The 23,582-nt window shown below is 43.7% G+C and carries 26 protein-coding genes; 19 read left to right on the top strand and 7 right to left on the bottom strand.

The window, feature by feature from the left end:
* Positions 1 to 5: 5 nt before the first annotated feature.
* From fabK to FOC72_RS01175, 12 genes are all read left to right on the top strand, one after another.
* Positions 6 to 980: an enoyl-[acyl-carrier-protein] reductase FabK gene (gene fabK, locus FOC72_RS01120; protein WP_002893610.1), complete on the top strand. Its 975-nt coding sequence runs from the start codon at positions 6 to 8 to the stop codon at positions 978 to 980.
* Entirely contained in the window at positions 973 to 1,893 is a 921-nt protein-coding gene (gene fabD / locus FOC72_RS01125) for an ACP S-malonyltransferase (protein ID WP_002893609.1), read from the top strand. The genes fabK and fabD overlap by 8 nt, the downstream gene beginning before the upstream one ends.
* Positions 1,894 to 1,905: 12 nt before the next feature.
* Positions 1,906 to 2,640 carry a 3-oxoacyl-[acyl-carrier-protein] reductase gene (gene fabG / locus FOC72_RS01130; protein ID WP_002893608.1) on the top strand — a complete coding sequence of 245 codons (735 nt, stop codon included), beginning with the start codon at positions 1,906 to 1,908 and terminating at the stop codon, positions 2,638 to 2,640.
* Between the two features lie 64 nt (positions 2,641 to 2,704).
* Complete coding sequence (gene fabF / locus FOC72_RS01135) at positions 2,705 to 3,937, top strand: beta-ketoacyl-ACP synthase II (protein ID WP_002893606.1); 1,233 nt, start codon at positions 2,705 to 2,707, stop codon at positions 3,935 to 3,937.
* A 6-nt stretch (positions 3,938 to 3,943) separates the two neighbouring features.
* Positions 3,944 to 4,432: an acetyl-CoA carboxylase biotin carboxyl carrier protein gene (gene accB, locus FOC72_RS01140; RefSeq protein ID WP_002893601.1), complete on the top strand. Its 489-nt coding sequence runs from the start codon at positions 3,944 to 3,946 to the stop codon at positions 4,430 to 4,432.
* Positions 4,429 to 4,851, top strand: coding sequence for a 3-hydroxyacyl-ACP dehydratase FabZ (gene fabZ, locus FOC72_RS01145; protein ID WP_002893600.1), 423 nt, complete (start codon positions 4,429 to 4,431; stop codon positions 4,849 to 4,851). Before accB ends, fabZ begins: the two co-directional genes overlap by 4 nt.
* A gap of 18 nt (positions 4,852 to 4,869) precedes the next feature.
* Positions 4,870 to 6,237: an acetyl-CoA carboxylase biotin carboxylase subunit gene (locus FOC72_RS01150; RefSeq protein ID WP_002893598.1), complete on the top strand. Its 1,368-nt coding sequence runs from the start codon at positions 4,870 to 4,872 to the stop codon at positions 6,235 to 6,237.
* 85 nt (positions 6,238 to 6,322) lie between these two features.
* On the top strand, positions 6,323 to 7,186 hold the full coding sequence (accD, locus tag FOC72_RS01155; protein ID WP_002893595.1) for an acetyl-CoA carboxylase, carboxyltransferase subunit beta: 864 nt from the start codon (positions 6,323 to 6,325) through the stop codon (positions 7,184 to 7,186).
* Positions 7,183 to 7,953 (top strand): acetyl-CoA carboxylase carboxyl transferase subunit alpha, encoded by a 771-nt coding sequence (locus FOC72_RS01160; protein ID WP_002893594.1) that lies wholly within the window; start codon positions 7,183 to 7,185, stop codon positions 7,951 to 7,953. Before accD ends, FOC72_RS01160 begins: the two co-directional genes overlap by 4 nt.
* A gap of 199 nt (positions 7,954 to 8,152) precedes the next feature.
* Positions 8,153 to 8,701: a carboxymuconolactone decarboxylase family protein gene (locus FOC72_RS01165; protein ID WP_032913970.1), complete on the top strand. Its 549-nt coding sequence runs from the start codon at positions 8,153 to 8,155 to the stop codon at positions 8,699 to 8,701.
* A gap of 18 nt (positions 8,702 to 8,719) precedes the next feature.
* Positions 8,720 to 9,784 (top strand): acyl-CoA dehydrogenase family protein, encoded by a 1,065-nt coding sequence (locus FOC72_RS01170; RefSeq protein WP_002893588.1) that lies wholly within the window; start codon positions 8,720 to 8,722, stop codon positions 9,782 to 9,784.
* A gap of 72 nt (positions 9,785 to 9,856) precedes the next feature.
* Positions 9,857 to 10,774, top strand: coding sequence for a TDT family transporter (locus tag FOC72_RS01175; protein WP_002893586.1), 918 nt, complete (start codon positions 9,857 to 9,859; stop codon positions 10,772 to 10,774).
* Positions 10,775 to 10,893: 119 nt separating this feature from the next.
* Here the strand turns inward: FOC72_RS01175 and serS are convergent, their stop codons facing one another.
* Entirely contained in the window at positions 10,894 to 12,171 is a 1,278-nt protein-coding gene (gene serS, locus FOC72_RS01180; protein WP_002893585.1) for a serine--tRNA ligase, read from the bottom strand.
* Between the two features lie 309 nt (positions 12,172 to 12,480).
* On the opposite strand from serS, the gene FOC72_RS01185 reads away from it, so the two are divergent.
* Genes FOC72_RS01185 through FOC72_RS01195 form a run of 3 tightly spaced genes read left to right on the top strand, consistent with a single transcriptional unit; the run spans position 12,481 to position 14,255 of the window.
* The gene (locus tag FOC72_RS01185; RefSeq protein WP_002893584.1) at positions 12,481 to 13,038 is read left to right on the top strand and encodes a TetR/AcrR family transcriptional regulator; all 558 of its coding nucleotides are present in this window, start codon (positions 12,481 to 12,483) and stop codon (positions 13,036 to 13,038) included.
* Complete coding sequence (locus FOC72_RS01190; protein WP_002893583.1) at positions 13,031 to 13,609, top strand: NAD(P)H-dependent oxidoreductase; 579 nt, start codon at positions 13,031 to 13,033, stop codon at positions 13,607 to 13,609. The genes FOC72_RS01185 and FOC72_RS01190 overlap by 8 nt, the downstream gene beginning before the upstream one ends.
* A gap of 13 nt (positions 13,610 to 13,622) precedes the next feature.
* A complete protein-coding gene (locus FOC72_RS01195) occupies positions 13,623 to 14,255 on the top strand; it encodes a GNAT family N-acetyltransferase (protein ID WP_002893581.1) in 633 nt (210 codons plus the stop codon).
* A gap of 187 nt (positions 14,256 to 14,442) precedes the next feature.
* On the opposite strand, the gene FOC72_RS01200 is transcribed toward FOC72_RS01195, so the two are convergent.
* The 6 genes from FOC72_RS01200 to FOC72_RS01225 all read right to left on the bottom strand — a co-directional run bounded on the left by FOC72_RS01200 (position 14,443) and on the right by FOC72_RS01225 (position 20,192).
* On the bottom strand, positions 14,443 to 14,805 hold the full coding sequence (locus FOC72_RS01200; protein ID WP_002893580.1) for a DUF956 family protein: 363 nt from the start codon (positions 14,803 to 14,805) through the stop codon (positions 14,443 to 14,445).
* Positions 14,806 to 14,875: 70 nt separating this feature from the next.
* The gene (locus tag FOC72_RS01205) at positions 14,876 to 15,817 is read right to left on the bottom strand and encodes a PTS system mannose/fructose/sorbose family transporter subunit IID (RefSeq protein WP_002893579.1); all 942 of its coding nucleotides are present in this window, start codon (positions 15,815 to 15,817) and stop codon (positions 14,876 to 14,878) included.
* A gap of 18 nt (positions 15,818 to 15,835) precedes the next feature.
* Positions 15,836 to 16,642, bottom strand: a complete 807-nt coding sequence (locus tag FOC72_RS01210; protein WP_002893578.1) for a PTS mannose/fructose/sorbose transporter subunit IIC — start codon at positions 16,640 to 16,642, stop codon at positions 15,836 to 15,838.
* Positions 16,643 to 16,686: 44 nt separating this feature from the next.
* Complete coding sequence (locus FOC72_RS01215; RefSeq protein ID WP_002893577.1) at positions 16,687 to 17,682, bottom strand: PTS sugar transporter subunit IIB; 996 nt, start codon at positions 17,680 to 17,682, stop codon at positions 16,687 to 16,689.
* Between the two features lie 460 nt (positions 17,683 to 18,142).
* Entirely contained in the window at positions 18,143 to 19,162 is a 1,020-nt protein-coding gene (gene adhP / locus FOC72_RS01220; protein ID WP_002893576.1) for an alcohol dehydrogenase AdhP, read from the bottom strand.
* A gap of 217 nt (positions 19,163 to 19,379) precedes the next feature.
* Complete coding sequence (locus FOC72_RS01225; RefSeq protein WP_002893575.1) at positions 19,380 to 20,192, bottom strand: Cof-type HAD-IIB family hydrolase; 813 nt, start codon at positions 20,190 to 20,192, stop codon at positions 19,380 to 19,382.
* Positions 20,193 to 20,288: 96 nt separating this feature from the next.
* Here FOC72_RS01225 and FOC72_RS01230 point away from each other — a divergent pair, with 96 nt between their 5' ends.
* From FOC72_RS01230 to FOC72_RS01245, 4 genes are all read left to right on the top strand, one after another.
* Positions 20,289 to 20,918 carry a DUF1361 domain-containing protein gene (locus FOC72_RS01230; RefSeq protein WP_002893574.1) on the top strand — a complete coding sequence of 210 codons (630 nt, stop codon included), beginning with the start codon at positions 20,289 to 20,291 and terminating at the stop codon, positions 20,916 to 20,918.
* Positions 20,919 to 21,064: 146 nt separating this feature from the next.
* Complete coding sequence (locus FOC72_RS01235; protein WP_002893573.1) at positions 21,065 to 22,486, top strand: NCS2 family permease; 1,422 nt, start codon at positions 21,065 to 21,067, stop codon at positions 22,484 to 22,486.
* A 139-nt stretch (positions 22,487 to 22,625) separates the two neighbouring features.
* Positions 22,626 to 23,066, top strand: coding sequence for a tRNA (adenosine(37)-N6)-threonylcarbamoyltransferase complex ATPase subunit type 1 TsaE (gene tsaE, locus FOC72_RS01240; protein ID WP_002893571.1), 441 nt, complete (start codon positions 22,626 to 22,628; stop codon positions 23,064 to 23,066).
* Complete coding sequence (locus FOC72_RS01245; protein WP_002893569.1) at positions 23,059 to 23,580, top strand: GNAT family N-acetyltransferase; 522 nt, start codon at positions 23,059 to 23,061, stop codon at positions 23,578 to 23,580. Before tsaE ends, FOC72_RS01245 begins: the two co-directional genes overlap by 8 nt.
* Positions 23,581 to 23,582: the final 2 nt, after the last annotated feature.

A 23,582-nucleotide genomic window follows, 5' to 3' on the forward strand; every position in this document is an offset into this window, starting at 1 on the left:
GTATTATGCAAACACGTATTACAGAATTATTGAACATTGATTATCCTATTTTCCAAGGCGGAATGGCCTGGGTTGCTGATGGTGACTTGGCTGGCGCAGTTTCAAAAGCCGGTGGTCTTGGTATCATCGGTGGCGGAAATGCACCCAAGGAAGTGGTAAAGGCTAATATTGACAAGATTAAGTCTTTAACAGACCGTCCTTTCGGGGTTAACATCATGCTCCTGTCTCCTTTTGCGGACGACATTGTTGATCTCGTCATTGAAGAGGGAGTAAAAGTAGTAACAACTGGTGCGGGTAATCCAAGCAAGCACATGGCTCGTTTCCATGAAGCGGGAATTACAGTTATCCCTGTTGTGCCAAGTGTGGCCTTGGCTAAGCGGATGGAAAAAATCGGTGCGGATGCAGTCATTGCAGAAGGAATGGAAGCTGGTGGTCACATCGGGAAATTGACTACCATGTCCTTGGTTCGTCAGGTTGCAGAAGCAGTTAGCATTCCGGTTATTGCTGCTGGTGGTATTGCAGATGGTTCTGGGGCTGCGGCTGGATTTATGCTGGGAGCAGAGGCCGTTCAAGTCGGAACTCGCTTTGTCGTTGCTAAGGAATCTAATGCTCATCAGAACTACAAGAATATGATTTTGAAGGCTCGCGATATTGATACGACTATCTCTGCCCAGCATTTTGGTCATGCGGTTCGTGCTATCAAGAATAAGCTGACGCGTGATTTCGAAAAGGCAGAAAAAGAAGCCTTCAAGCAAGAAAATCCAGATTTGACTGTTTTTGAAAATCTTGGAGCTGGTGCTTTGGCCAATGCGGTTGTTCGCGGAGATGTGGAAAATGGTTCCGTCATGTCTGGTCAAATTGCTGGTTTAATCAGTAAGGAAGAAACAGTCGAAGAAATCCTCAAAGATATCTACTATGGTGCTGCTGAGAAGATTCAGCAGGAAGCAAAACGTTGGGCAGGAGTAACTAGAAATGACTAAAAGAGCCTTTCTCTTTGCCGGTCAGGGAGCGCAGTACCTTGGAATGGGGCGTGAGCTTTATGATCAGTATGAGCTTGTGCGGTCAACTTTTGATGAAGCTAGCCAAGTTCTAGGCTATGATGTCCGAGCTTTGATCGATCAAGATGAAGAAAAGCTCAATCAAACTCGCTACACGCAACCGGCTATTTTAACAACTTCAGTAGCTATTTATTGGCTCTTGGCTGATAAGGGAATCGAGCCTGATATGGTAGCAGGTCTCTCGCTTGGAGAATATTCTGCTTTGGTGGCTGCGGGCGCCCTTGATTTTAAGACTGCAGTGGGCTTGGTTGCTAAGCGTGGTAGCTTCATGGAAGAGGCAGCTCCAGCTGGTTCAGGGAAAATGGTCGCAGTTTTAAATGCAGAAGTTTCTCTCATTGAAGCGGTCTGTCAAGAAGCAAGTGCTATTGGTGTAGTCTCACCAGCCAACTATAATACGCCTAGTCAGATTGTTATTGGTGGAGAAGTGGCAGCAGTAGACAAGGCTGTGGGGCTTTTGAAAGATGCCGGCGTCAAGCGCTTAATTCCGCTCAATGTATCCGGACCTTTCCATACAGCGCTTTTAAAGCCAGCCAGTGAACGATTGGCAGAAGTATTGGAAACAGTTAAATTTTCAGGTTTTGTACGGCCATTAGTTGGAAATACTGAAGCAACTGTGATGGAAAAAGAAAGAGTCAGAGAGCTTTTGACTCGTCAGGTAATGGAGCCAGTGCGCTTTTATGACAGTATTGCTAAGATGCAGGAAGCAGGTGTGACTGAATTTATCGAAATCGGTCCTGGCAAAGTTCTGTCTGGTTTTATTAAGAAAATTGATAAATCTGCGGATGTACGCCAAGTTGAAGATGTAGAAAGTTTGAATGCTCTTCTAGAAAAATAATGAGGAATCATCATGGAATTACAAAACAAGAATGTGTTAATTACAGGGTCCGCTCGTGGGATTGGGCTGGCAATTGCGCATAAATTTGCCAGTGTCGGAGCCAATGTTATTTTAAACGGACTAAGCGGGATTTCTGATGATATTTTGGCTGAATTTGCCGGCTATTCTGGTAAAGTCGTAGCTGTTATTGGGGATGTGTCTAAATCTGCGGATGCTCAGCGGATAGTGGAAGAAGCTGTTGCGGCTCTGGGGTCTGTTGATGTATTGGTCAATAATGCTGGTATTACCCGTGATAAGCTCATGCTGAAAATGACGGAAGAAGATTTTGAGCAGGTGCTGAAAGTGAACTTGACTGGAACATTCAATATGACACAATCAGTCCTGAAACCGATGACAAAAGCTCGTCAGGGTGCTATTATCAACCTATCGAGTGTCGTTGGTTTGGCTGGAAATATCGGTCAGGCAAACTATGCAGCTTCCAAGGCCGGTCTGATTGGTTTTTCTAAGTCAGTAGCCCGTGAAGTGGCAGCGCGTAATATCCGTGTGAACTGCATTGCCCCTGGCTTTATCGCATCTGATATGACAGATGTGCTCCCAGAAAAAATTAAGGAAGCGTCTCTGGCGCTCATTCCGATGAAGCGTTTTGGTACTCCGGAAGAAGTAGCAGATGTTGCTCTCTTCTTGGCGGGTCAAGAATATCTGACAGGTCAAGTCATCACGATTGATGGCGGCTTTACTATGCAGTAAGTCACAGTTTTTGAATATTAACGAGTAGAAAATCAGTTGATTCATCTAAATAAAGGAGCTCAATATGAAACTTAATCGAGTTGTTGTAACAGGATACGGTTTAACTTCACCTATCGGAAATACTCCAGAAGAATTCTGGAATAATTTAAAAGAAGGCAATATTGGAATCGGTCCAATTACTAAATTTGATCATAGTGAATACAGTGTTCACAATGCGGCGGAAATTCAGGATTTCCCTTTTGATAAATATTTTGTCAAAAAGGATACCAACCGTTATGATAATTACACACTTTATGCGATTTATGCTTCTCAGGAAGCGGTTAACAATGCTCACTTAGATGTAGATGCGTTGGATAAGGATCGCTTTGGCGTCATTGTGGCTTCAGGTATCGGTGGGATTCAGGAAATTGAAGAGCAGGTTGTTCGCTTGCATGAAAAAGGTCCTAAACGTATCAAACCTTTGACCTTGCCAAAAGCCCTGCCAAATATGGGGGCAGGAAATGTAGCGATGCGCTTTGGAGCCAATGGTATCTGTAAGTCGGTCAATACAGCCTGTGCATCAGCAAACGATGCGATTGGTGAAGCTTTCCGCTCAATTAAATTTGGCTATCAAGATGTAATGCTGGTCGGTGGTTCAGAAGCTTCCATTACACCATTTGCGATTGCTGGTTTCCAAGCTCTGACTGCTCTTTCTACCACAGAAGATCCTAAGCGTGCTTCTATTCCGTTTGACAAGGACCGCAATGGTTTTGTCATGGGTGAAGGTTCTGGTATGCTGGTTCTGGAAAGTTTGGAACATGCTGAGAAACGCGGAGCGACTATCTTGGCTGAGGTGGTAGGATATGGTCATACTTGTGATGCTTACCATATGACTTCTCCGCATCCAGAAGGTTTGGGCGCTATCAAGGCGATCAAACAGGCGGTTGAAGAAGCTGAAATTGAGCCAAAAGATGTGGCTTATGTCAATGCTCACGGTACATCAACCCCTGCTAACGAAAAAGGCGAAAGCGGAGCCATTGTTTCTGTCTTTGGTAAAGATGTAGCGGTGTCTTCTACTAAATCCTTTACAGGACACTTGCTCGGTGCAGCAGGCGCGGTTGAGGCTATTGCAACGATTGAAGCAATGCGTCATAGCTATGTGCCAAAAACAGCTGGTACAACAGAGCTGCCAGACTATATTGAAGCCAACGTTATTTACGGTCAAGGTAAGGAACAGGAAATCCCTTATGCGATTTCCAATACATTTGGCTTTGGCGGCCACAATGCAGTTCTTGCCTTTAAACGCTGGGAGGCTTAAAAACCTATGAATATCAACGAAATTAAAGATTTAATGGCGCAGTTTGACCAGTCTAGTCTGCGTGAGTTTTCTTACAAAAATCAGAGCGATGAGCTGACTTTTAGTAAGAATGAAGGTCAGGCTCCAGTTCCAACAGCCAGTGCTGCTCCAATTGCTGCACCTTTGCAGGCTGCAAGTGCGCCTGTGATTGAGCCAACTCCTCAAGCAGCTCCGTCTGCAGAGCCAGAAATAGCTTCAGAAGCTCCGGCACCTGCTGCTGAAGGTGATGTTGTGGAAAGCCCTTTGGTTGGTGTGGCTTACTTAGCAGCTGGTCCAGACAAGCCGCCGTTTGTATCAGTTGGAGACCAAGTTAAAAAAGGTCAAACCCTGATGATTATTGAAGCAATGAAGGTCATGAATGAAGTTCCAGCACCGAAAGATGGTCTGGTTACAGAAATTCTAGTTCAGAATGAAGAAATGGTTGAATTTGGGAAAGGGCTGGTACGCATCAAATGATTGATATCAATGCAATAAAAGAAGCACTTCCGCACCGCTATCCGATGCTTTTGGTGGATCGCGTTTTGGAAGTTAGCGAAGATGAGATTGTTGCTCTGAAAAATGTGACAGTCAATGAGCCTTTCTTTAATGGACATTTTCCTCAATATCCTGTTATGCCAGGTGTCTTAATCATGGAAGCTCTGGCTCAAACGGCCGGCGTACTGGAATTGTCCAAAGAAGAAAATGAGGGCAAACTGGTCTTCTACGCTGGCATGGACAAGGTTAAGTTCAAGAAGCAAGTTGTACCAGGTGATCAGTTGATTATGACAGCTAAGTTTGTTAAGCGCCGCGGAACCATTGCGGTTGTAGAGGCGAAAGCAGAAGTTGACGGAAAACTTGCAGCCAGCGGTACCTTGACCTTTGCGATTGGCCAGTAGATAAAAGGAGCTTTCACCATGTTTCGTAAAATTTTAATTGCTAACCGTGGGGAAATTGCGGTCAGAATTATTCGTGCAGCCCGCGAGTTGGGAATTGATACGGTAGCTGTTTATTCAACAGCTGACAAGGAAGCACTCCATACCTTACTGGCTGATGAGGCTGTCTGTATCGGTCCAGCCAAGTCTACAGATTCTTATCTGAATATGAATGCAGTCCTGTCTGCTGCTGTTCTGACAGGTGCAGAAGCCATTCATCCTGGTTTTGGTTTTTTGAGCGAAAACTCTAAATTTGCGACCATGTGCGAAGAAGTCGGCATTAAGTTTATTGGGCCTTCAGGTGCTGTTATGGACATGATGGGGGACAAGATTAATGCTCGGGCTCAGATGATTAAGGCGAAAGTGCCAGTTATCCCAGGCTCTGATGGAGAAGTTCATACCTCTGAAGAAGCTTTGGAAGTCGCCGAAAAGATTGGTTATCCAGTCATGCTCAAAGCTTCTGCTGGTGGCGGCGGCAAGGGCATTCGTAAGGTTGAAAAGGCTGAGGATTTAGTAGCGGCCTTTGAGTCTGCATCTAGCGAAGCAAAAGCGGCCTTTGGTAATGGTGCCATGTATATGGAACGAGTCATCTATCCAGCGCGCCATATTGAAGTGCAGATTTTGGCAGATCAGCAGGGACATGTGGTCCACTTGGGCGAGCGGGATTGCTCTTTGCAGCGTAATAATCAGAAAGTGCTGGAAGAAAGTCCGTCTGTGGCGATTGGGAAAACCTTGCGTCAGCAGATTGGTGAAGCAGCTGTTCGGGCTGCTCAGTCTGTCGGCTATGAAAATGCTGGAACGATTGAGTTTCTGCTTGATGAAGCCAAGGGCGAATTCTACTTTATGGAGATGAACACTCGGGTGCAAGTCGAGCATCCAGTCACCGAGTTTGTTACCGGTGTGGATATTGTAAAAGAGCAAATCAAGATTGCAAACGGTCAAGAGCTGTCCTTCAGTCAGGATGATGTTGAAATCCGAGGGCATGCAATTGAGTGTCGAATCAATGCTGAAAATCCAGCCTTTAACTTTGCGCCGAGTCCTGGTAAGATTTCAAATGTTTATCTTCCAAGCGGTGGAGTGGGGCTGCGCGTGGATTCAGCCGTCTATCCTGGCTATACCATCCCGCCTTATTACGATAGCATGATTGCGAAGATAATTGTTCATGGGGAAAATCGCTTTGATGCTCTCATGAAGATGCAACGTGCACTCTATGAATTAGAAATTGACGGTGTTGTGACCAATAGCGGCTTCCAATTGGACTTAATCTCAGATCCCAATGTAATTGCTGGTGATTATGATACCGCCTTTCTCATGGAGAAGTTCCTTCCGGCTTATCAAGAGAAACAATAGATACGACATATAAGAGCTGCTCTGCAAACTCGAAAGAGTTTGATGTGCCTGAGTATAAAATCTTGAAAAGGAGAAGACGTAAACGATGGCTTTGTTTTCAAAGAAGGATAAATATATCCGTATCAATCCTAATCGAGCGAGTCGGGAAAAGCCTCAAGCAAAGCCTGAGGTTCCAGACGAACTCTTTTCGAAATGCCCAGGTTGTAAGCATACCATTTACCAAAAAGATCTTGGAAATGATAGTGTGTGTCCTAACTGTGGCTATAATTTCCGTATTTCTGCTCATGAGCGCTTAAATCTAACTGTGGATGAGAACAGTTTTGAGGAGATGTTCACTGGAATTGAAACCAAGGATCCTCTGAACTTCCCTAACTATCAGGAGAAATTGGCTCTTACCCGAGAGAAGACAGGCTTAGATGAGGCGGTTCTGACTGGAACAGCTAGTATCAAGGGGCATAAAACGACTCTTGGAATCATGGATTCAAACTTTATCATGGCTTCTATGGGGACCGTTGTGGGTGAAAAGATTACCCGTCTCTTTGAGTATGCGACAGAGCATAAATTGCCAGTCGTTCTGTTTACGGCTTCTGGCGGTGCCCGAATGCAAGAGGGCATTATGAGCTTGATGCAGATGGCTAAGGTCTCTGCGGCGGTACAACGTCACTCTGCAGCAGGTCTCTTCTATCTGACCGTCTTGACAGATCCGACAACTGGTGGTGTTACAGCCTCTTTCGCAATGGAAGGTGATATTATTCTGGCTGAAACACAGGCTCTGGTTGGATTTGCTGGGCGTCGAGTTATTGAGTCCACGGTTCGTGAGAAGCTGCCAGATGATTTTCAAAAGGCTGAATTTCTCATGGAGCATGGTTTTGTGGATGCCATCGTCAAGCGTGGTGATATGAGAGATACACTTGCTACCTTATTAGCATTCCATGGAGGTCAAGCATGACAAAAATCACTCGGATTATTAAAGAAGCGCGTGATCAGGCTCGTTTGACTGCGCTGGATTTTGCACAAGGAATTTTTGAAAACTTCGTCGAGCTGCATGGAGATCGCTCTTTTCGAGATGACGGTGCAGTGATTGGCGGTATTGGGACGCTAAACGGTCAGCCTGTAACGGTGGTCGGTATTCAAAAAGGCCGCAATTTGCAAGACAATCTGCGCCGTAATTTTGGACAGCCGCATCCAGAAGGCTACCGCAAGGCCCTACGCCTCATGAAGCAGGCGGAAAAATTTGGCCGTCCTGTGGTAACCTTTATCAATACGGCAGGTGCTTATCCTGGTGTCGGTGCTGAGGAGCGTGGGCAAGGGGAAGCTATTGCCCGTAACTTGATGGAAATGAGCAATCTCAAAGTACCGATTATTGCCATCATCATTGGTGAAGGTGGCTCAGGCGGAGCCTTGGCTTTGGCTGTAGCAGATAAGGTCTGGATGCTGGAAAACTCTATGTATGCAGTTCTCAGTCCGGAAGGCTTTGCTTCTATCCTCTGGAAAGACGGCAGTCGCGCTATGGAAGCGGCAGAGCTGATGAAAATTACTTCACATGAGCTCTTGCAGATGGAAGTGGTGGATAAGGTCATTCCTGAAAGAGGCTTTAACAACCATGAATTACTGGCTGCAGTGAAAGAAGAAATCACAACGGAGTTGGATAGTCTGTCTCAGCTGCCCTTGGAACAATTACTGGAAAATCGCTACCAGCGATTCAGGAAATATTAAAAAATCGAAGCCAAAAGGCTTCTTTTTCTCGTTTCGGATTCTTGTTTGGAATTGATGTGGAGCTACCTTACGAGGGAAATATATTTTAGTTTGAAAAATCGCATTATATTCTCTTTATAGGACTTATATAAAATATATATTATACAAGCCACTCGTCCTATGTTAAGATAGTTTCTAATTAAAAGAAATGAGGTTTCATATGTCAGAATTTACTATCCACACGATTGAGTCCGCACCAGTTGAGGTAAAAGAAGTCCTGGAAACTGTTCAAAAAGATAATGGTGGCTACATTCCCAATCTTATAGGTCTTTTAGCCAATGCGCCAACGGCCTTAGAAACTTATCGGACGGTTGGAGCCATCAACCGTCGTAACAGCCTGACACCGACTGAGCGTGAAGTAGTGCAGATAACGGCTGCAGTTACTAATGGCTGTGCTTTCTGTGTAGCGGGTCATACAGCTTTTTCAATCAAGCAGATTCAAATGAATGATGATCTTTTGGAGGCTCTGCGCAATCGTACTCCGATTGATACAGATCCGAAGTTAGATACACTTGCTAAATTTACCATTGCAGTCATCAATACCAAGGGACGGGTCGGAGATGAAGCTTTGGCAGACTTCCTAGAAGCGGGCTATACGCATGAGAATGCTCTGGATGTAGTTCTGGGTGTCAGCCTTGCGACTCTTTGCAATTATGCCAATAATCTGGCCAACACGCCAATTAATCCGGAATTGCAACCTTATGCTTAGTCTTTGGGGAGGTGGCAAATGACATTTTTTTCAGAAGAGTTTATCAACTGGTTGGATGACCATGCTGACCAAATTGACAAAGAATCCTGTGCAGCAGGCAATCAACTGATTGAGCGTATCGCTGCTGAAGGAGCCTTTCGGGTTGGCGTTCCAGAAGAGCTGGGAGGCCGAGGTGGCAATGATACGGATGTGATTGAAGTGCTCAAGGAGCTGGCTCACCATTCTTTGACCGCTTCCTTTATCTCTTGGGGGCAAAGGACCTTTATTGATAACATTTTAAAATCTCCTAATCCCTACTTTAGAGACCACTATTTGGAAGGGCTCTTGTCAGGGGAATATGCAGGTGCGACAGCCCTGTCCAATGCTGTCAAATTTCTGTCGGACTTAGAAGAGTTAAATGTCTCTATTGTGGAGGAAGACGGACAGCTTTATCTCAAGGGACGTCTGCCTTGGGTGACCAATGCTCGCGCGGATCGCTTCCTCAGCATATTTGTTGCTGGTTTCGAAGATGGGAGCCGCCAGCCGCTGGTTCTGGCTGTGCCGTCTGACGCGGAGAATTTCTCCCGTTCAGCGGATCTAGAGTTTGTATCTTTGCAAGGGGGAAATACAGCTGCCCTGACCTTTAATCATGTGCCTTTACAAGAGGAATGGATTCTTGCACAAGATGCCCAGGCCTTTTTGGCAGAAAATCGCCCAGCTTTTCTAGGTTATCAGTTTGGTCTGGCTCTTGGCCTAGCAGAGAAATCGCTGGAGGAGGTCGAAGCTAATCTGTCAGTCCGCTCCATTTTGAGAGAGGAGTGGGAGGAGCAAGTGGCTGCTCTGACTGAAATCCAGGAACAGCTCTATAGAGGTCTTCTCCAGCCTGGCTATTTTGTTGAGCGTCCTAAGGAGCTCTTCCAGCTGCGAATTGATATAGTTGATGTGGTAGCCCAAAGTCTGCTCTTGGAGTTGCAGGCTAGTGGAGGCAGAGGATATTTGAGTAATTCGACTTCTGGCTTTATCCGTCGTTGGAACGAAGGAGCATTTCTTCCCATTGTCTCACCGAGTGCAGTCCAGCTGCGGCATATTTTAGAAGTTTCATAGAAATGATGGCAAATAAATGTTTGACTGTCATTGAAAAGGAACTTCAAAACATTACTATAAAGGAGTTGCTTCGTGAACAGCAAACGACCGCCCATTCTTTTATCTGGGTTGATTCTTGGCCTATTTGGCCTAGGTAATCTGTTACTGAACTACCATTCTATCTTTTTCCACTTCTTGAATGGTCTAGCTTTGATACTTTGGCTTTATCTGACACTGGCTTTAGTGCTGTCATTTTCGGACTATCGGCAAGATTTGCAAAAGGCCCCTTTCTTATCGAGCTTTGCGACTTATCCTATGGCTAGTATGCTCTTAGCTGCTTACCTAAGCAAGCTTGGCTTATTTTTGGTGAGCCAGTTTCTTTGGTATATAGCCTTGCTGCTGCATATTTTTCTAATAGCTATCTTTACTTGGAAGTATGTCCTTAAGGCCGAGGGATTATCTTTGACCCCGAGCTGGACGGTCCTATATGTTGGATTGGCCATGGCAAGCTTGACTCAGGGTGTAGTTCATCAGCCATTTTTGGGCTATGTAGCTTGGTTTTTTGCTCTGCTACTGAGTTTGATTCTATATCCCTTATTTTACAGGGCTAGGCGGTCACAAAGGCTGCCTGATGTTTTAAAGCCGCAGTGGGCCATTTACTGTGCACCTTTTTCGCTCCTACTGGGAAGTTATATCCGTCTGGCTGGTTCTGATGCTGAAGGTTGGTTTGTTGCCTTGCTGCTCCTCTTATCGCAGGCCTTTTATCTCTTGGTCCTATGCCTCTTACCTCGCATTTTCCGACTGGGACCTCAGCTTAGCTGGTCAGCCTTGACCTTTCCTCTTGTCAATACAGCTTTTGCCCTGAAACTGGGACTTGATTATCTAGGTTGGACCTGGCTTGTTTGGCTAAGTCATGCTGAAGCTCTGCTAGCTTTCGTAATTGTCTTCTATGTTTGTTTTTACTATACAGTCTCATTGCGAGCCAGAAAGATAACAAAAAATCCGAGATGATACTCTTTGAAAATTTGTTTTTGATTTTCTCTGAGTTGATCTCGGATTTTTTAATTTTAGCAAAATAAGTCTGCATTCAGACCTAATGATACAGGCAAAGTATCAGGATAATCTGCTTTTTATTTTGGCGCTATAACTTCTAATCCACCCATGTACGGACGTAGAACTTCTGGGATAGTTACAGAGCCATCTTCGTTTTGGTAATTTTCTAAGATAGCTGCTACTGTGCGTCCGACAGCCAGTCCAGAACCGTTGAGAGTATGAAGGAGTTTGACCTTGCCATCTGCTTCGTCACGGTAGCGGATTTGAGCTCGACGAGCTTGGAAATCTTCTGTGTTAGAGCAGCTAGAGATTTCACGGTAGGTGTTTTGTGCTGGAATCCAGACTTCCAAGTCGTAGGTCTTAGCAGCTGAGAAGCCCATATCTCCAGTACAGAGTGCTACAACGCGGTAAGGCAGATTCAACTTTTGCAGGATGTTTTCAGCGTTGGCAGTCATCTTTTCCAGCTCTTCATAAGATTCTTCTGGCTTGGCAAATTTCACCATTTCAACCTTATGGAATTGATGCAGACGAATCAGACCGCGCGTGTCACGACCAGCAGAGCCAGCTTCAGAGCGAAATGATGGGCTCATAGCTGTAAAGTAGATTGGCAATTCTTTGCCGTCTAAAATTTCGTCTCGGTAGTAGTTGGTCAGTGGAACTTCAGCAGTCGGAATCAGAACGAAGTTAGTATCGCTTAGTTCAAACGTATCTTCTTTGAACTTAGGATACTGCCCAGTCCCAAACATGGAATCGTGGTTTACCATATAAGGAGTGATGACTTCGGTGTAGCCTTCTTTGCCATGCTCATCCAGCATGAAGTTGTAGATAGCACGCTCTAATCGAGCTCCCAGCCCCTTATAGAAGAGGAAGCGAGCACCAGTAACTTTTGCCCCACGCTCCCAGTCTAAGATGTCCAAATCCTCACCTAAATCCCAGTGAGCTTTAGCTTCAAAGTCAAATTGGCGCGGTGTACCCCAGCGACGAACTTCAACGTTTTCGTCCTCATCTGCTCCGACAGGAACACTTTCGTGCGGAATATTAGGTAGTGTGGTGGTGAACTCGGTCAACTTAGCGTCTAGCTCGGCCAAGGTTGCATCTAAGTTCTTGACCTCAGCAGAAAGTTTTTGCATAGCAGCAATCTTGTCATCTGCATTTTCTTTGTTGCGTTTAGCTTGAGCAATTTCAGCAGAAACAGTATTGCGCTCAGCCTTGAGCTCTTCTACCTTGACCAATAAATCCCGGCGTTCTTTGTCAATGATTTTCATTTGGTTAAGGGTAGCAGCGTCAACACCTCGTGTAGCTAATTTTTCAGCTACAGAATCAAAATCTGTACGGATACGTTTTAAATCTAACATAGAGACCTCCAAAAATAAAAGCACTTTATGAAACTGTTGGAGCGGCAGAGCCGCGGTTCCATCCAACTTCACAAAAGTGCACTTGCTTAATTATTCATTTTTAAACTAACGGTAGAATTTCCTATTTTCTCCTTATCTGCTCACAGCCACCGCAGACTTTCTGAAAAGTGCCCAATAGTACTTATCCGTTTCAACTATTATACAAGATTTTCAGGAAAATGTAAATCCCAGGATAGGAAAAATCTTGACAGAAAAAGATAACTATGTTATCTTTAAATAAAGGTAACACAGTTATCTGAAGGAGTTCTTATGGTAAAACAAACAACACGCGACCGTATGATTGAGAAGGCAAGCCAGCTTATCAGAGAGTATGGCTATCAGAATATCCCCTTGAGAAAACTGGCATCTCTGCTGGGAGTTACGACTGGTGCTTTTTACAAGGCTTTTGAGAATAAGGAGGATCTTTATTATCAGGTCTGTCTTTTGGAAAACCAGAGGCAGCTTAAGCGTTTAGAGGAGCAGTATCTAGATGGAGTCTCTGATCCTCTGGATTGCATTTGGCAGATAGGACTCTTTCTTTTATCGGAATATAAGACTAACAGTCAGATGATGGATTTTCTCTTTTTCAGCCCTGTGGCGACAGAGGCTTATCGGAAAGGTGAGCTTCTGGAAATCGGGAACAAGACAGTGGCTTATCTGGATCGGCTGCCTATTGAGAGTCAGAAAGAAAAAAAGATTCTCTTGCTCAAGCTGGACACTTTCATCACAGGCTATGGCCATTTTATTGCCAAAGGCTTGGAGCCTTTTGATGAGGAAATCTATCGCTCAATGTTCAATGATTTACTAGGAGGTTACAAATATGAGTAAAAATCTCATTGTTTATGCACATCCCTATGATAAAAGCTTTAACCATGCTATTTTAGAGCAGGTTCAGGACTTGTTGGAGAAGAAAGGTCAGACCTATGAACTGATTGATCTCTATGAGGATGGTTTTAATCCAGTCTATACCAAGGAAGAGCTAGCGCTTTTTAATAAAGGGCAGGCACTAGACCCACTGGTTTTAAAATATCAGGAAGCTCTTGCGTCCTGTGACCGCCTTATCATGATTTTTCCTATCTGGTGGGCGGATATGCCAGCTATTGTCAAGGGCTTTGAAGATAAGGTTTTTTTGAAAAATAAGATTTACGAGGAGAGCAAAACTCGCCAGTTAGTTGGTCGTCTGACCAATATTAAAGAGGTATTGGCTATTACTACTTCAGCAGCACCGACCTTCTATCTTAAGTATTTCTGTGGTGATGTCGTCAAGAAAGCCATGTTGGGCCATACCTTTAAGTCTATCGGTGCTAGACAGCGCCGTTGGTTGAATTTCGGGAATATTTCTCAGTCTACAGCTGAAAAACGGCAGGCTTTTTTAGAAAAACTAGCGGAAAAGATTTGAAGAGGTAGCTATCATGATTCGTTTTAGAAGAGCAGATGAAAGGGATCTTGATGCTGTGGTCTCAGTTTTAACTGCTGCTTTTGCTGAGCATGAGATCTACAGAGAAAAATTTCGTCCTCTCTTTGGCAGTAGCCAGTCTTATATTGATTTTCTAAATAGATTGCATGCAGTTATGGTTAAGGCAGCGATGCGTCATCATATTTGTCTGCTTGCTGAAGTGGACGGGCATCTTATGGCAGTCGCTACTATTCATAAGCTCGGTAGCCATCCTGTCGGTATACTTTCCTTTTTGCGGGCAGGAGCATGGAGGATGTGGCAATATATTCCCCAGCTTTTAGCCTTTCAAAAAGTCTTTGGGGAGGGCAGTAAAGAAGCTAAAAAAAGGGGGATTTCAACTCTTTATCTTGAATTGCTGGGTGTGCTGCCTGATTATCAAGGACAGGGAGTTGGCGGTCTTTTTATCTCAAAAGGACTTGAGTTGCTTGCAAAAGAAGAGAAATGCCAGCGGCTTACTTTGATTACTCATACAGAAAGCAACTGTCGTTTTTACAAAAAGAACGGATTTAAACAACTAGATGTCCGTGAAGTTGAAGGTGTCAAGACATGGACTTTCGAGAAAAAATTAGCTGATGTTTATACTTTTTGAAAATCTAATGATGCGGTCTTGCATTGATAATATCAGCTTACTTCATCCAATCATTTCAAGGGACTGAAATAGTGCATTCTCAAACCTGTTTCACTTTTCAATTTTTTGTGCTAGCTCCATTTTGCTGATACAAGCAGCTTTTGTCTTAGTCGAAAATATAAAAAATAAGGTTGAAACTTTTTCAACCCTATTTTTTCTTCTTAAAGATTCCAACAATTTTTTGTAACAGAGTCGGCAATCTCACAACTTTGTCGTTGCCGATATGTTCTCGCGCAATTTTGAGAATCTTACCAGAGTCTTTGGAGGCAAAGAGAAACTTTCCCTTGTCAGTCCAGATTTCAAAATGGCGGCTGACTTTTTTGCCAGAAACATTAGCACCGATAGTAGTGATGCTAGACCAAGGCAGCTGAATATAATCTTCTACATTGGCATCAGCATAAAACTCCAGAGCTGTCTCGCCGATTAAAAATTTCCCAACCTTTCCGCCTAATCCAAGATAGGAAACGCCAGTGGTATTAAACTCAACTGTTTTGTTTTGTGACTGTGCCATAGAGTAACTCCCTTTTAAATAATATAGCTATTATACCACAATAAAAAGAAGGCCGAAACCTTCTTTTTGATTACATCAAACCAGCAACGTGAGCTAGTACACCAACTACAAAGAGAGCGATGATGATAGTGATAGGGGATACTTTCTTCTTAAGCAACCACATACAAGCGAAAGTTAGAAGTAGTCCCATCAAACCAGGAATCAAGGAATCCAAGTTTTGTTGGAAAGTTGTAACTTTTTCAGGGGTTTGAGATAGTCCTTGACCTACTTGAGCAAAGGCTTCTTGGATACCCTTATAGCCACTAGACAATTTGTCCCAATGGATATATGCTTTATCATCTAGCTTAACAGATGAAACGTTAAAGACAAACTTAATAGATACCCAGCGCTCAACCAGAACAGCCAAGATAAACATACCTAGGATTGAAGCACCTTTGGTAATGTCTTGGAGGATACCACCAGACATGTCTTTAGTGATTTCAGAACCAGCCTTGTAGCCCAATTCTTGTGTGTACCAGAGGAAAGCCATCCGGATAGCATTCCAAGCTAAGAAGAAGATAAGTGGACCAATGATATTTCCAGTCAAAGCAAGAGATGCACCAAGTGCTCCAAGGATAGGACGAACTGTGAACCAGAAGACAGGGTCTCCGATACCAGCCAGAGGTCCCATCATACCGATTTTAACCCCTTGAATAGCCGCATCGTCAATTGCTGCACCATTTGCTTTCTCTTCTTCAAGCGCAAGTGTAACTCCGATGATTGGAGCTGCTACATATGGGTGAGTGTTGAAGAATTCCAAGTGACGCTCAAGAGCAGCAGCTTGATCTTCTTTTTTAGTATAAAGCTTCTTAATAGCTGGAATCAGTGAATAAGCCCAGCCCAAGTTTTGCATACGTTCGTAGTTCCAAGAGCCTTGCAAGAAAGTAGAACGCCACCAAACTTTTTGACGGTCAGCCTTTGAAAGAGTCAATTTTCCTGACTCATCAGGTTTTACAGTATTTAATTCTGTCATGATAGTGTGTCTCCTTTCTTAGTAGTCTTCCAGGATGTCGCCGATTGGATCGTTAGATGAAGCTGTTGCTCCGCCACCGCCATTTCCGCCTTTTTTAGACAGAGCGAGGTAGATGAGGGCAATAGCGACACCAATTGCACCGAGGGCAATCAGAGTGAGTTCGCTGACAGCAGCCAAAGCGAAACCAATAGCGAAGAATGGCCATACTTCACGAGTTGCCATCATGTTGATAACCATGGCATAACCAACGGCTACGACCATACCACCACCGATTTGCATACCTTCTGATAGCCAAGCTGGCATAGCTTCAAGAGCAGATTTAACAGACTCAGCAGGAATCATCAAAAGAAGTGCTGCAGGGATAGCAATACGTGCTCCTTGCATGAAAAGAGCGATAAAGTGAGCGCGTTCAACTCCTTTAATGTCTCCTTTTTTCGCAGCAGCATCTGCACCGTGAACCAAACCAACTGACAAAGTACGGACAATCATAGTCAAGAAGAGACCAGCAACAGCAAGTGGAATAGCAACACCTTGTGCTACAGCGATTCCTTTGCTTGAGAAGTCTCCGCCCAGTACCATGATGATGGCAGCGGCAACAGAAGCGAGGGCGGCATCAGGTGCTACAGCAGCTCCGATATTAGCCCAGCCAAGAGCGATCAGCTGGAGAGAGCCACCCAGCATAACACCGGCAGCCAAATTACCAGTTACCAGTCCAATCAAGGTACAAGCAACCAGCGGTTGGTGGAATTGGAATTGGTCCAAGATACCTTCTAGACCAGCTAAGAAGGCAACAAAGACTACTAAAACCATAGAAATAATAGACATGTTCTAAATCCTTTCGTAAATTAATAAAAGCAAAACGTTTGATTCTACTGCACGTTGGCTTTCTTAATCAAATCAAACAAATCTTTTTTAGAGTCATTTGGTACTTTACGTACGTCGAATTCAACGCCAAGGTCGCGCAGTTTTTCATAAGTGGCAACGTCTTCCTTGTCCATTGACAGTACGTTGTTGACCATCGTTTTACCAGTTGAGTGAGCCATAGAACCGACATTAAGGGTCTTGATTGGCACACCGCCTTCAACAGCACGAAGGGCGTCTTGAGGAGTTTCAAACAGAATCAAGGCATGAGTGTTGCCAAAGCGAGGGTCTTTTGAAACAGCAATCAACTTGTCGATTGGGACAACATTGGCTTTGACATTACCTGGTGCAGCTTGCTTAATCAACTCTTTACGAAGTTCGTCTTGAGCTACTGAGTCAGAAGCAACGATAATACGATCTGCTTTTGAATCTGGCGTCCAAGCTGTTGCTACCTGACCATGCAGCAAACGTGTGTCGATCCGGGCAAGGTTGATTTTGAGCTTGCCGTCACCTATTACAGTCCCTTCAGGGATAGCTGCTTGGGCAACTGGAGCAGCTGCAGCAGGAGCATTTGCTTCTTCAGCAGCAGGATTTAGCTCTTCAGGCAGAGCTTTGACTCCTTCCTTGGCTTCTTTGATGATGTTAGCAACAACAGCTTCAACGCCGGCGTTGGCATCCATCATCCTTTCTGTATAAGCTTGAATCAGCATAGGCAGGTTCAAGCCTGTAATGATAGCGAACTTGCGGTCAGGATTTTCACCCATGACACGGCTAGCTTGGTTGAATGGAGAGCCACTCCAAAGGTCAGCCAAGACCAACACTTCATCGTCCGCATCAAACGAAGCCACAGCGTCATTGAACTTTGCATAGAGATCATCTGGTCCTTCGTTGGGCATGAAAGTTACAACTTGTACTTTTTCCTGCTCACCGAAAATCATAGAACCTGATTGATGAATACCAGCAGCAAATTCACCGTGGCTAGCAATAATGATTCCGATACTCATTATTGACATTCCTCCTTATAAAATGTTTGACTTAAGTTTTAAGAAAACTTTAAGGCAAGTTTATTATAAAACGTTTTCATGAAAAATGCAAGCGTTTGTTCCTAAAAACGACTTTTTCTTTCAAAAATGTCAGTATTCACTGAATGCCTGATAAATATAGGTATAAGCAAACCATAGCTATAGAAATGTTTTAATAAATTAGGAAAACAGAAAATATAACAGATTAATATATGAAAAAATGTTGAAATAATATGAAAGAGACTTTTGAAATAAAAGAAAAGAATCGTGTTTGAGAAAGTGTTTGTTTATCAAAAAAGAAAGAGGAGGACCAAAGACAAGAATTCGCATCTTATGTCTTTAGCCTCCATCTATAATGGCAAAAGTTTCTAATAATATTAAGTCTGTCTATCATAAGTTTCCAAAAGTTTGGTAAATGTTGGGATTGATATGTTTTAAAGTATTAGTGTGTGAAGTCAAGGACCATACGTCCCTGAATAGTACCCGCTTCCATTTCGTCAAAGACATCCACAGCATCTGAAACAGGGCGCTTTTGAACGACAGGAACCACTAATCCTTCAGCACCAAACTGGAAGGCTTCTTCCAAGTCCTTGCGTGTACCAACGAGGGAACCAATGACTTGGATACCATTTAAAACAGTTTTGACAATGCTGAGGTCCATCATTTCAGATGGCAATCCAACGGCAACTACCCGACCGCCAGCACGAACAGAGTCAACAGCTTGGTTAAAGGCAACTTTAGAAACGGCTGTTACTACGGCAGAATGCGCACCGCCAGTTTTTTCTTGGATAAGAGCAGTGACATCTTCAACTTCATGGCCGTTGATGACGATGTCAGCACCGACTTCTTTGGCCAGAGCGAGCTTGTCATTGTTGATATCAACAGCGACAACATGTGCGTTAAAGACTTTCTTAGCATATTGAACCGCTAGGTTACCCAATCCACCTGCTCCAAAGATAACTGTCCATTGGCCTGGTTGAAGCTGAGCTTCTTTGATAGCCTTGTAGGTCGTTACACCGGCACAAGTGATAGAAGAAGCTTGTGCAGGATCCAGTCCTTCAGGGACTTTGACAGCGTAATCAGCTGTTACGATACATTGCTCTGCCATACCACCATCAACAGAATAACCAGCATTTTTTACTGTACGGCAAAGGGTTTCGCGGCCAGTTGTACAGTATTCACAAGCGCCGCAGCCTTCAAAGAACCATGCAACACTGACGCGGTCTCCGACTTTGAGACTTTTTACATCTGGAGCGATTTCTTTGACAATACCAATACCTTCATGTCCGAGAACGCGGCCCGGTACCTTACCAAAGTCACCATGCGCGACGTGCAAATCCGTATGGCAGACACCGCAGTATTCGATGTCAACGAGAGCTTCCCCTGTTTCAAGAGGACGAAGTTCCTTATTTTCTATGAGTTGGACATTAGTTCCCTCTGGATTTACAACAACTGCTTTCATAAGTAGTTTCCTCCTGTTATTTAGTTTTTAATTATGTTAATTATATCACAAACTCAAACAAATAGCAAACACTTACAAATATGAGCGAAAGTAACCTTTAAAACTATGATACGGCGGATAAGCTCCGATTTTTAAAGCTTTTGAGCATGATTGAGGTCGAGAGAAGACAAAAAAGAAAAGACAAACTCTCGAACAGAGTTTGCCTAATTGTCTACTTTTATAAAAAGAGTTTGTTTAGCTCGTGGGCGACGCCATCTTGGTCGTTAGTCAAAGACAACTGCTGGTCAGCGAAGGGCAGCAGGTCAGTATTGGCATTTTTCATGGCATAGCCAGTACCAGCAAAGGACAGCATCTCAGTATCATTTTGCTCATCGCCAAAGGCAATCAGATTTTTACGATCTACATTGAGAACATTAAGAAGGTACTGAAGGGCAAAGGCCTTATTGACCCCTTTTGGAGCACACTCGAGAATGTTGAGTGGCCCGCCCCAAGAGTTGATAGCAAGTTCATGCTGGTAAAAAGCATTCATTTCCTCTGCCAGAGCATATTTATCAGCTGCTCGTGTCTGCAGGAGAATGGCGTTAGGATTCTCCGTTACCAGATTGGCTTGAAACTGGTTTTCAGGCTTAAAAGCATCGATGCCAAATAGCTTAGGATCAGCAATTTCTTCATTAGGATTGGTGATATAGAATTTATTGCGGTATTCGCCAGCAATGAAATCTGCTTCAATCTCATCCTTGCGCTTAACCATATCCAGCAGAAAGGACTTATCCAGCGTCAGCGATTTTTCAAAGTTCCATTTCTTTTCTGGAATATGAGTCAAAGAGCCGTTGAAGTTAATCATGGGCGTATTAAGCTCTAATTCTTTATAATATTTCAAAGCCATGCGGTAGGGCCGTCCTGTTGTGATGATGACCTTGTGGCCCTTTTGGGAAATTTTTTTGATGGTTTCTTTGGTGAAGTCAGACAGATTGCTGTTAGAATCCAGCAAGGTTCCGTCCAAATCCACAGCGATTACTTTTTTTGTCATGTGAGTCTCTTTTCAGTGATAATACAGACTATTATAACAGAATTCAGTGTAAATAACACGACTTATGTTATAATGGTGCTCTAATCAGTCACAATTATGACACAGCAAGGAGGAGCTTTTCGTATGCGTAAACCGTTCATGATTCATGCTCTTTTTCTAATGATTGCCTTTTTTATCTATATCCAATCTCTAAATGGGGGTCCAACCTATCTCATCTGGAATATGACCTTGGCCTTAATCAGCTATGATGCAGCTGTCTTGACGCTTTTATTCAAGAAGCAGAAGTGGGCTTATCCTCTTCTTTTCCTGTTGTGGTTGCTTTTCTTCCCCAACACTTTCTATATGATTACTGATTTGATTCATATGACTTGGGTGGCAGATGTTCTGAGTAAGCCAAGTGTTTTTCTGCTCTTTTTAGCTTTTGTTTCCAGTATTTTATTCGGGATTTTCTGTGGTATGGAGAGCTGGTATGTCATCAAGGAAGGTTGGAAGCTTAACTGGTATTTGGATCTATTGCTGACGGCAGCTCTGTCGGCTGTGTCCAGTCTGGCTATCTACATAGGACGTTATGATCGCCTCAATAGCTGGGATTTATTACTTCATCCACAGCTGGTTATACAGAAGCTTTTGCAAACTTTGCAGCCTGATCGACTGCCTTTCATTCTTGGTTTTACTTTTTTACAGTTTATGAGTTTGGTATTTCTGATGAGAGATAATAAAAAATAAGAACAGCGAGACATTCATCTTGAAAAAGTGAATGTTTTTTATTATAATTTAAAATATCGTTCGCAAATAAGTAGTTTTAAATTTGTTTTTATTTATTTTTTGAACTAGATATTAGAAATTTTACTCAAAAGGAGATTTATTGAAAAATGGATAAATTTTTCAAACTGACCGAAAAAGGGACAGATGTCCGGACAGAAGTTTTGGCTGGTCTGACGACTTTCTTTGCCATGTCCTACATTTTATTCGTCAATCCGGCTATGTTGGCTCAGACAGGTATGCCCAAGCAGGGTGTCTTTCTAGCTACGATTATCGGGGCTGTTGCAGGTACCTTGATGATGGCCTTCTTTGCCAACCTGCCTTATGCGCAGGCACCGGGCATGGGTCTGAATGCCTTTTTCACTTTTACGGTCGTCTTTGCCTTAGGCTACACTTGGCAGGAAGCCTTGGCTATGGTCTTTATCTGCGGGATTATTTCGCTCATTATCACTTTGACCAAGGTGCGTAAGATGATCATCGAGTCAATTCCAGGCTCCTTGCGAGCAGCTATCTCGGCAGGGATCGGGGTTTTTCTTGCTTATGTAGGTATTAAAAATGCTGGCTTGCTCAAGTTTTCAATCGATCCAGGTAACTATACAGTAGCTGGCAAAGGGGCAGATAAGGCCGCAGCAGCTATTACGGCTAATTCAGGAGCAACTCCTGGTTTGGTAGACTTTAACAATCCAGCGGTCCTAGTAGCCCTGGTCGGTTTGGCCATCACAATCTTCTTTATTGTGAAAAACATCAAGGGTGGTGTTATCCTATCCATTCTAGTCACGACAGTTGTGGCTATTCTGGTTGGCTTGGTTGATTTGTCAGCCATTGACTTTGGGCAGAATAACATTGGTACTGCTGTTAATGAACTGGGGCAGATTTTTGGGGTGGCAGTAGGTCCGAAAGGTCTGGGTGCCCTTTTAGCAGATTCAGCTCGCTGGCCCCAGACATGTATGGCTATTCTGGCTTTCTCCTTGACAGATATTTTTGATACCATTGGTACCTTGATTGGGACAGGTGAAAAGGTCGGGATTGTGGCGACTTCTGGGGAAAACCATGAATCAGAAGGCTTGGATAAGGCTCTTTACTCGGACCTCATCGGAACTTCTATTGGCGCCATTGCTGGAACCTCTAACGTGACGACTTATGTGGAGTCTGCAGCTGGTATCGGAGCTGGAGGCCGAACAGGTCTGACAGCCTTGGTCGTAGCCATCTGCTTTGCGGTATCAAGCTTCTTTAGCCCACTCTTGGCTATTGTTCCTAATGCTGCAACTGCACCGATTCTCATTATCGTGGGGATTATGATGCTGGCTAGCTTAAAAAATATCCATTGGGATGATATGACAGAAGCCATTCCAGCTTTCTTTACTTCTATTTTTATGGGATTTGCCTATTCTATCACTCACGGGATAGCAGCTGGGTTTATTACCTACACCTTGGTCAAAATCTTCAAAGGTCAAGCTAAGGATGTGCATTCTATGATTTGGATTTTGGATCTTCTCTTTATTTTGAATTTCGTAAATTTGGCTTTAAATTAGGTCTAAACATTGCTGGATTTCCTTGTGTCTAGTAAAGTTTGGATAGCTTATATTTTCAGTATAAAAAATCAGCTTTTCCTGGCTGATTTTTCTTTTGCAAAATTAAGCAGAAAAAAATTTTTTCTGGTATAATAAGAGAATGTTTAGTCATAATGAGGAAGAATTAATCCAGCAGGGTCAGCGTCTGGGCAAATTGCTTCAGGCAGGGGACGTACTGGTTTTAACGGGAGATTTAGGAGCAGGGAAGACAACCTTTACTAAGGGTCTGGCTCTAGGTTTGGGCATCAGTCAGATGATTAAAAGTCCAACCTATACCATTGTTCGGGAATACGAGGGGCGCTTGCCACTCTATCATCTGGATGTCTACCGCATCGGAGACGATCCGGACTCCATTGATTTGGATGATTTTCTCTTTGGGGAGGGTGTGACAGTCATTGAATGGGGCGAGCTGCTGGGAGAAAATCTGCCTGAAGACTATCTCAAATTAAGCCTCTTGAAAAAGGAAGACGGGCGTGAATTGTTTTTTGAAGCCAAAGGAAAGCGAGCCCAAGAGCTGCTTGAGGGACTGCAGAATGACTGAATATGAATTATGCTTGCGAGAAGCGGAAAAAACAGATGCTGCTGAGCTGATTGCCTTCCTCAATCAGGTCGGGTCTGAGTCAGATTATATGACGCTGGATGAAGCTGGAATTTTGATGAATCAAGAGGAGATGGCTTCATTCATTGAGCATCAGACTGCTTCCAGTAATCAGCTTTACTTGTTGGCTCTTTTAAATGGTGAGATTGCCGGTCTTGTCAGCATCACAGCTGATTTCCACGAGCGAATTCGCCATATTGGTCAAGTCTTTGTCGTGGTGAAGAAAGCATTCTGGAACCAAGGACTGGGACGCATACTGCTGGAAGAGGCACTGACTTGGGCAGAGGATTCTCAAGTTATTCGACGTTTGGAATTGAGCGTTCAGGTTAGAAATGAACGAGCGGTTCACCTTTATAAAGATTTAGGATTTGAAATTGAAGGCTTACAAAAAAGAGGAGCCTATTTAAAAGAAGGGAAATTTCTTGATGTTTACCTGATGGGTAAACTGATAGACTAAAA

The sequence above is a fragment of the Streptococcus sanguinis genome (genome assembly GCF_013343115.1).
Lineage (GTDB): Bacteria > Bacillota > Bacilli > Lactobacillales > Streptococcaceae > Streptococcus > Streptococcus sanguinis_H.

Excerpts from the sequence above, each read along its gene's own strand:
- fabK (WP_002893610.1), top strand. The coding sequence starts at position 6 with ATGCAAACACGTATTACAGAATTATTGAACATTGATTATCCTATTTTC.
- fabD (WP_002893609.1), top strand. The coding sequence starts at position 973 with ATGACTAAAAGAGCCTTTCTCTTTGCCGGTCAGGGAGCGCAGTACCTT.
- fabG (WP_002893608.1), top strand. The coding sequence starts at position 1,906 with ATGGAATTACAAAACAAGAATGTGTTAATTACAGGGTCCGCTCGTGGG.
- fabF (WP_002893606.1), top strand. The coding sequence starts at position 2,705 with ATGAAACTTAATCGAGTTGTTGTAACAGGATACGGTTTAACTTCACCT.
- accB (WP_002893601.1), top strand. The coding sequence starts at position 3,944 with ATGAATATCAACGAAATTAAAGATTTAATGGCGCAGTTTGACCAGTCT.
- fabZ (WP_002893600.1), top strand. The coding sequence starts at position 4,429 with ATGATTGATATCAATGCAATAAAAGAAGCACTTCCGCACCGCTATCCG.
- FOC72_RS01150 (WP_002893598.1), top strand. The coding sequence starts at position 4,870 with ATGTTTCGTAAAATTTTAATTGCTAACCGTGGGGAAATTGCGGTCAGA.
- accD (WP_002893595.1), top strand. The coding sequence starts at position 6,323 with ATGGCTTTGTTTTCAAAGAAGGATAAATATATCCGTATCAATCCTAAT.
- FOC72_RS01160 (WP_002893594.1), top strand. The coding sequence starts at position 7,183 with ATGACAAAAATCACTCGGATTATTAAAGAAGCGCGTGATCAGGCTCGT.
- FOC72_RS01165 (WP_032913970.1), top strand. The coding sequence starts at position 8,153 with ATGTCAGAATTTACTATCCACACGATTGAGTCCGCACCAGTTGAGGTA.
- FOC72_RS01170 (WP_002893588.1), top strand. The coding sequence starts at position 8,720 with ATGACATTTTTTTCAGAAGAGTTTATCAACTGGTTGGATGACCATGCT.
- serS (WP_002893585.1), bottom strand. The coding sequence starts at position 12,171 with ATGTTAGATTTAAAACGTATCCGTACAGATTTTGATTCTGTAGCTGAA.
- FOC72_RS01185 (WP_002893584.1), top strand. The coding sequence starts at position 12,481 with ATGGTAAAACAAACAACACGCGACCGTATGATTGAGAAGGCAAGCCAG.
- FOC72_RS01190 (WP_002893583.1), top strand. The coding sequence starts at position 13,031 with ATGAGTAAAAATCTCATTGTTTATGCACATCCCTATGATAAAAGCTTT.
- FOC72_RS01195 (WP_002893581.1), top strand. The coding sequence starts at position 13,623 with ATGATTCGTTTTAGAAGAGCAGATGAAAGGGATCTTGATGCTGTGGTC.
- FOC72_RS01200 (WP_002893580.1), bottom strand. The coding sequence starts at position 14,805 with ATGGCACAGTCACAAAACAAAACAGTTGAGTTTAATACCACTGGCGTT.
- FOC72_RS01205 (WP_002893579.1), bottom strand. The coding sequence starts at position 15,817 with ATGACAGAATTAAATACTGTAAAACCTGATGAGTCAGGAAAATTGACT.
- FOC72_RS01210 (WP_002893578.1), bottom strand. The coding sequence starts at position 16,642 with ATGTCTATTATTTCTATGGTTTTAGTAGTCTTTGTTGCCTTCTTAGCT.
- FOC72_RS01215 (WP_002893577.1), bottom strand. The coding sequence starts at position 17,682 with ATGAGTATCGGAATCATTATTGCTAGCCACGGTGAATTTGCTGCTGGT.
- adhP (WP_002893576.1), bottom strand. The coding sequence starts at position 19,162 with ATGAAAGCAGTTGTTGTAAATCCAGAGGGAACTAATGTCCAACTCATA.
- FOC72_RS01225 (WP_002893575.1), bottom strand. The coding sequence starts at position 20,192 with ATGACAAAAAAAGTAATCGCTGTGGATTTGGACGGAACCTTGCTGGAT.
- FOC72_RS01230 (WP_002893574.1), top strand. The coding sequence starts at position 20,289 with ATGACACAGCAAGGAGGAGCTTTTCGTATGCGTAAACCGTTCATGATT.
- FOC72_RS01235 (WP_002893573.1), top strand. The coding sequence starts at position 21,065 with ATGGATAAATTTTTCAAACTGACCGAAAAAGGGACAGATGTCCGGACA.
- tsaE (WP_002893571.1), top strand. The coding sequence starts at position 22,626 with ATGTTTAGTCATAATGAGGAAGAATTAATCCAGCAGGGTCAGCGTCTG.
- FOC72_RS01245 (WP_002893569.1), top strand. The coding sequence starts at position 23,059 with ATGACTGAATATGAATTATGCTTGCGAGAAGCGGAAAAAACAGATGCT.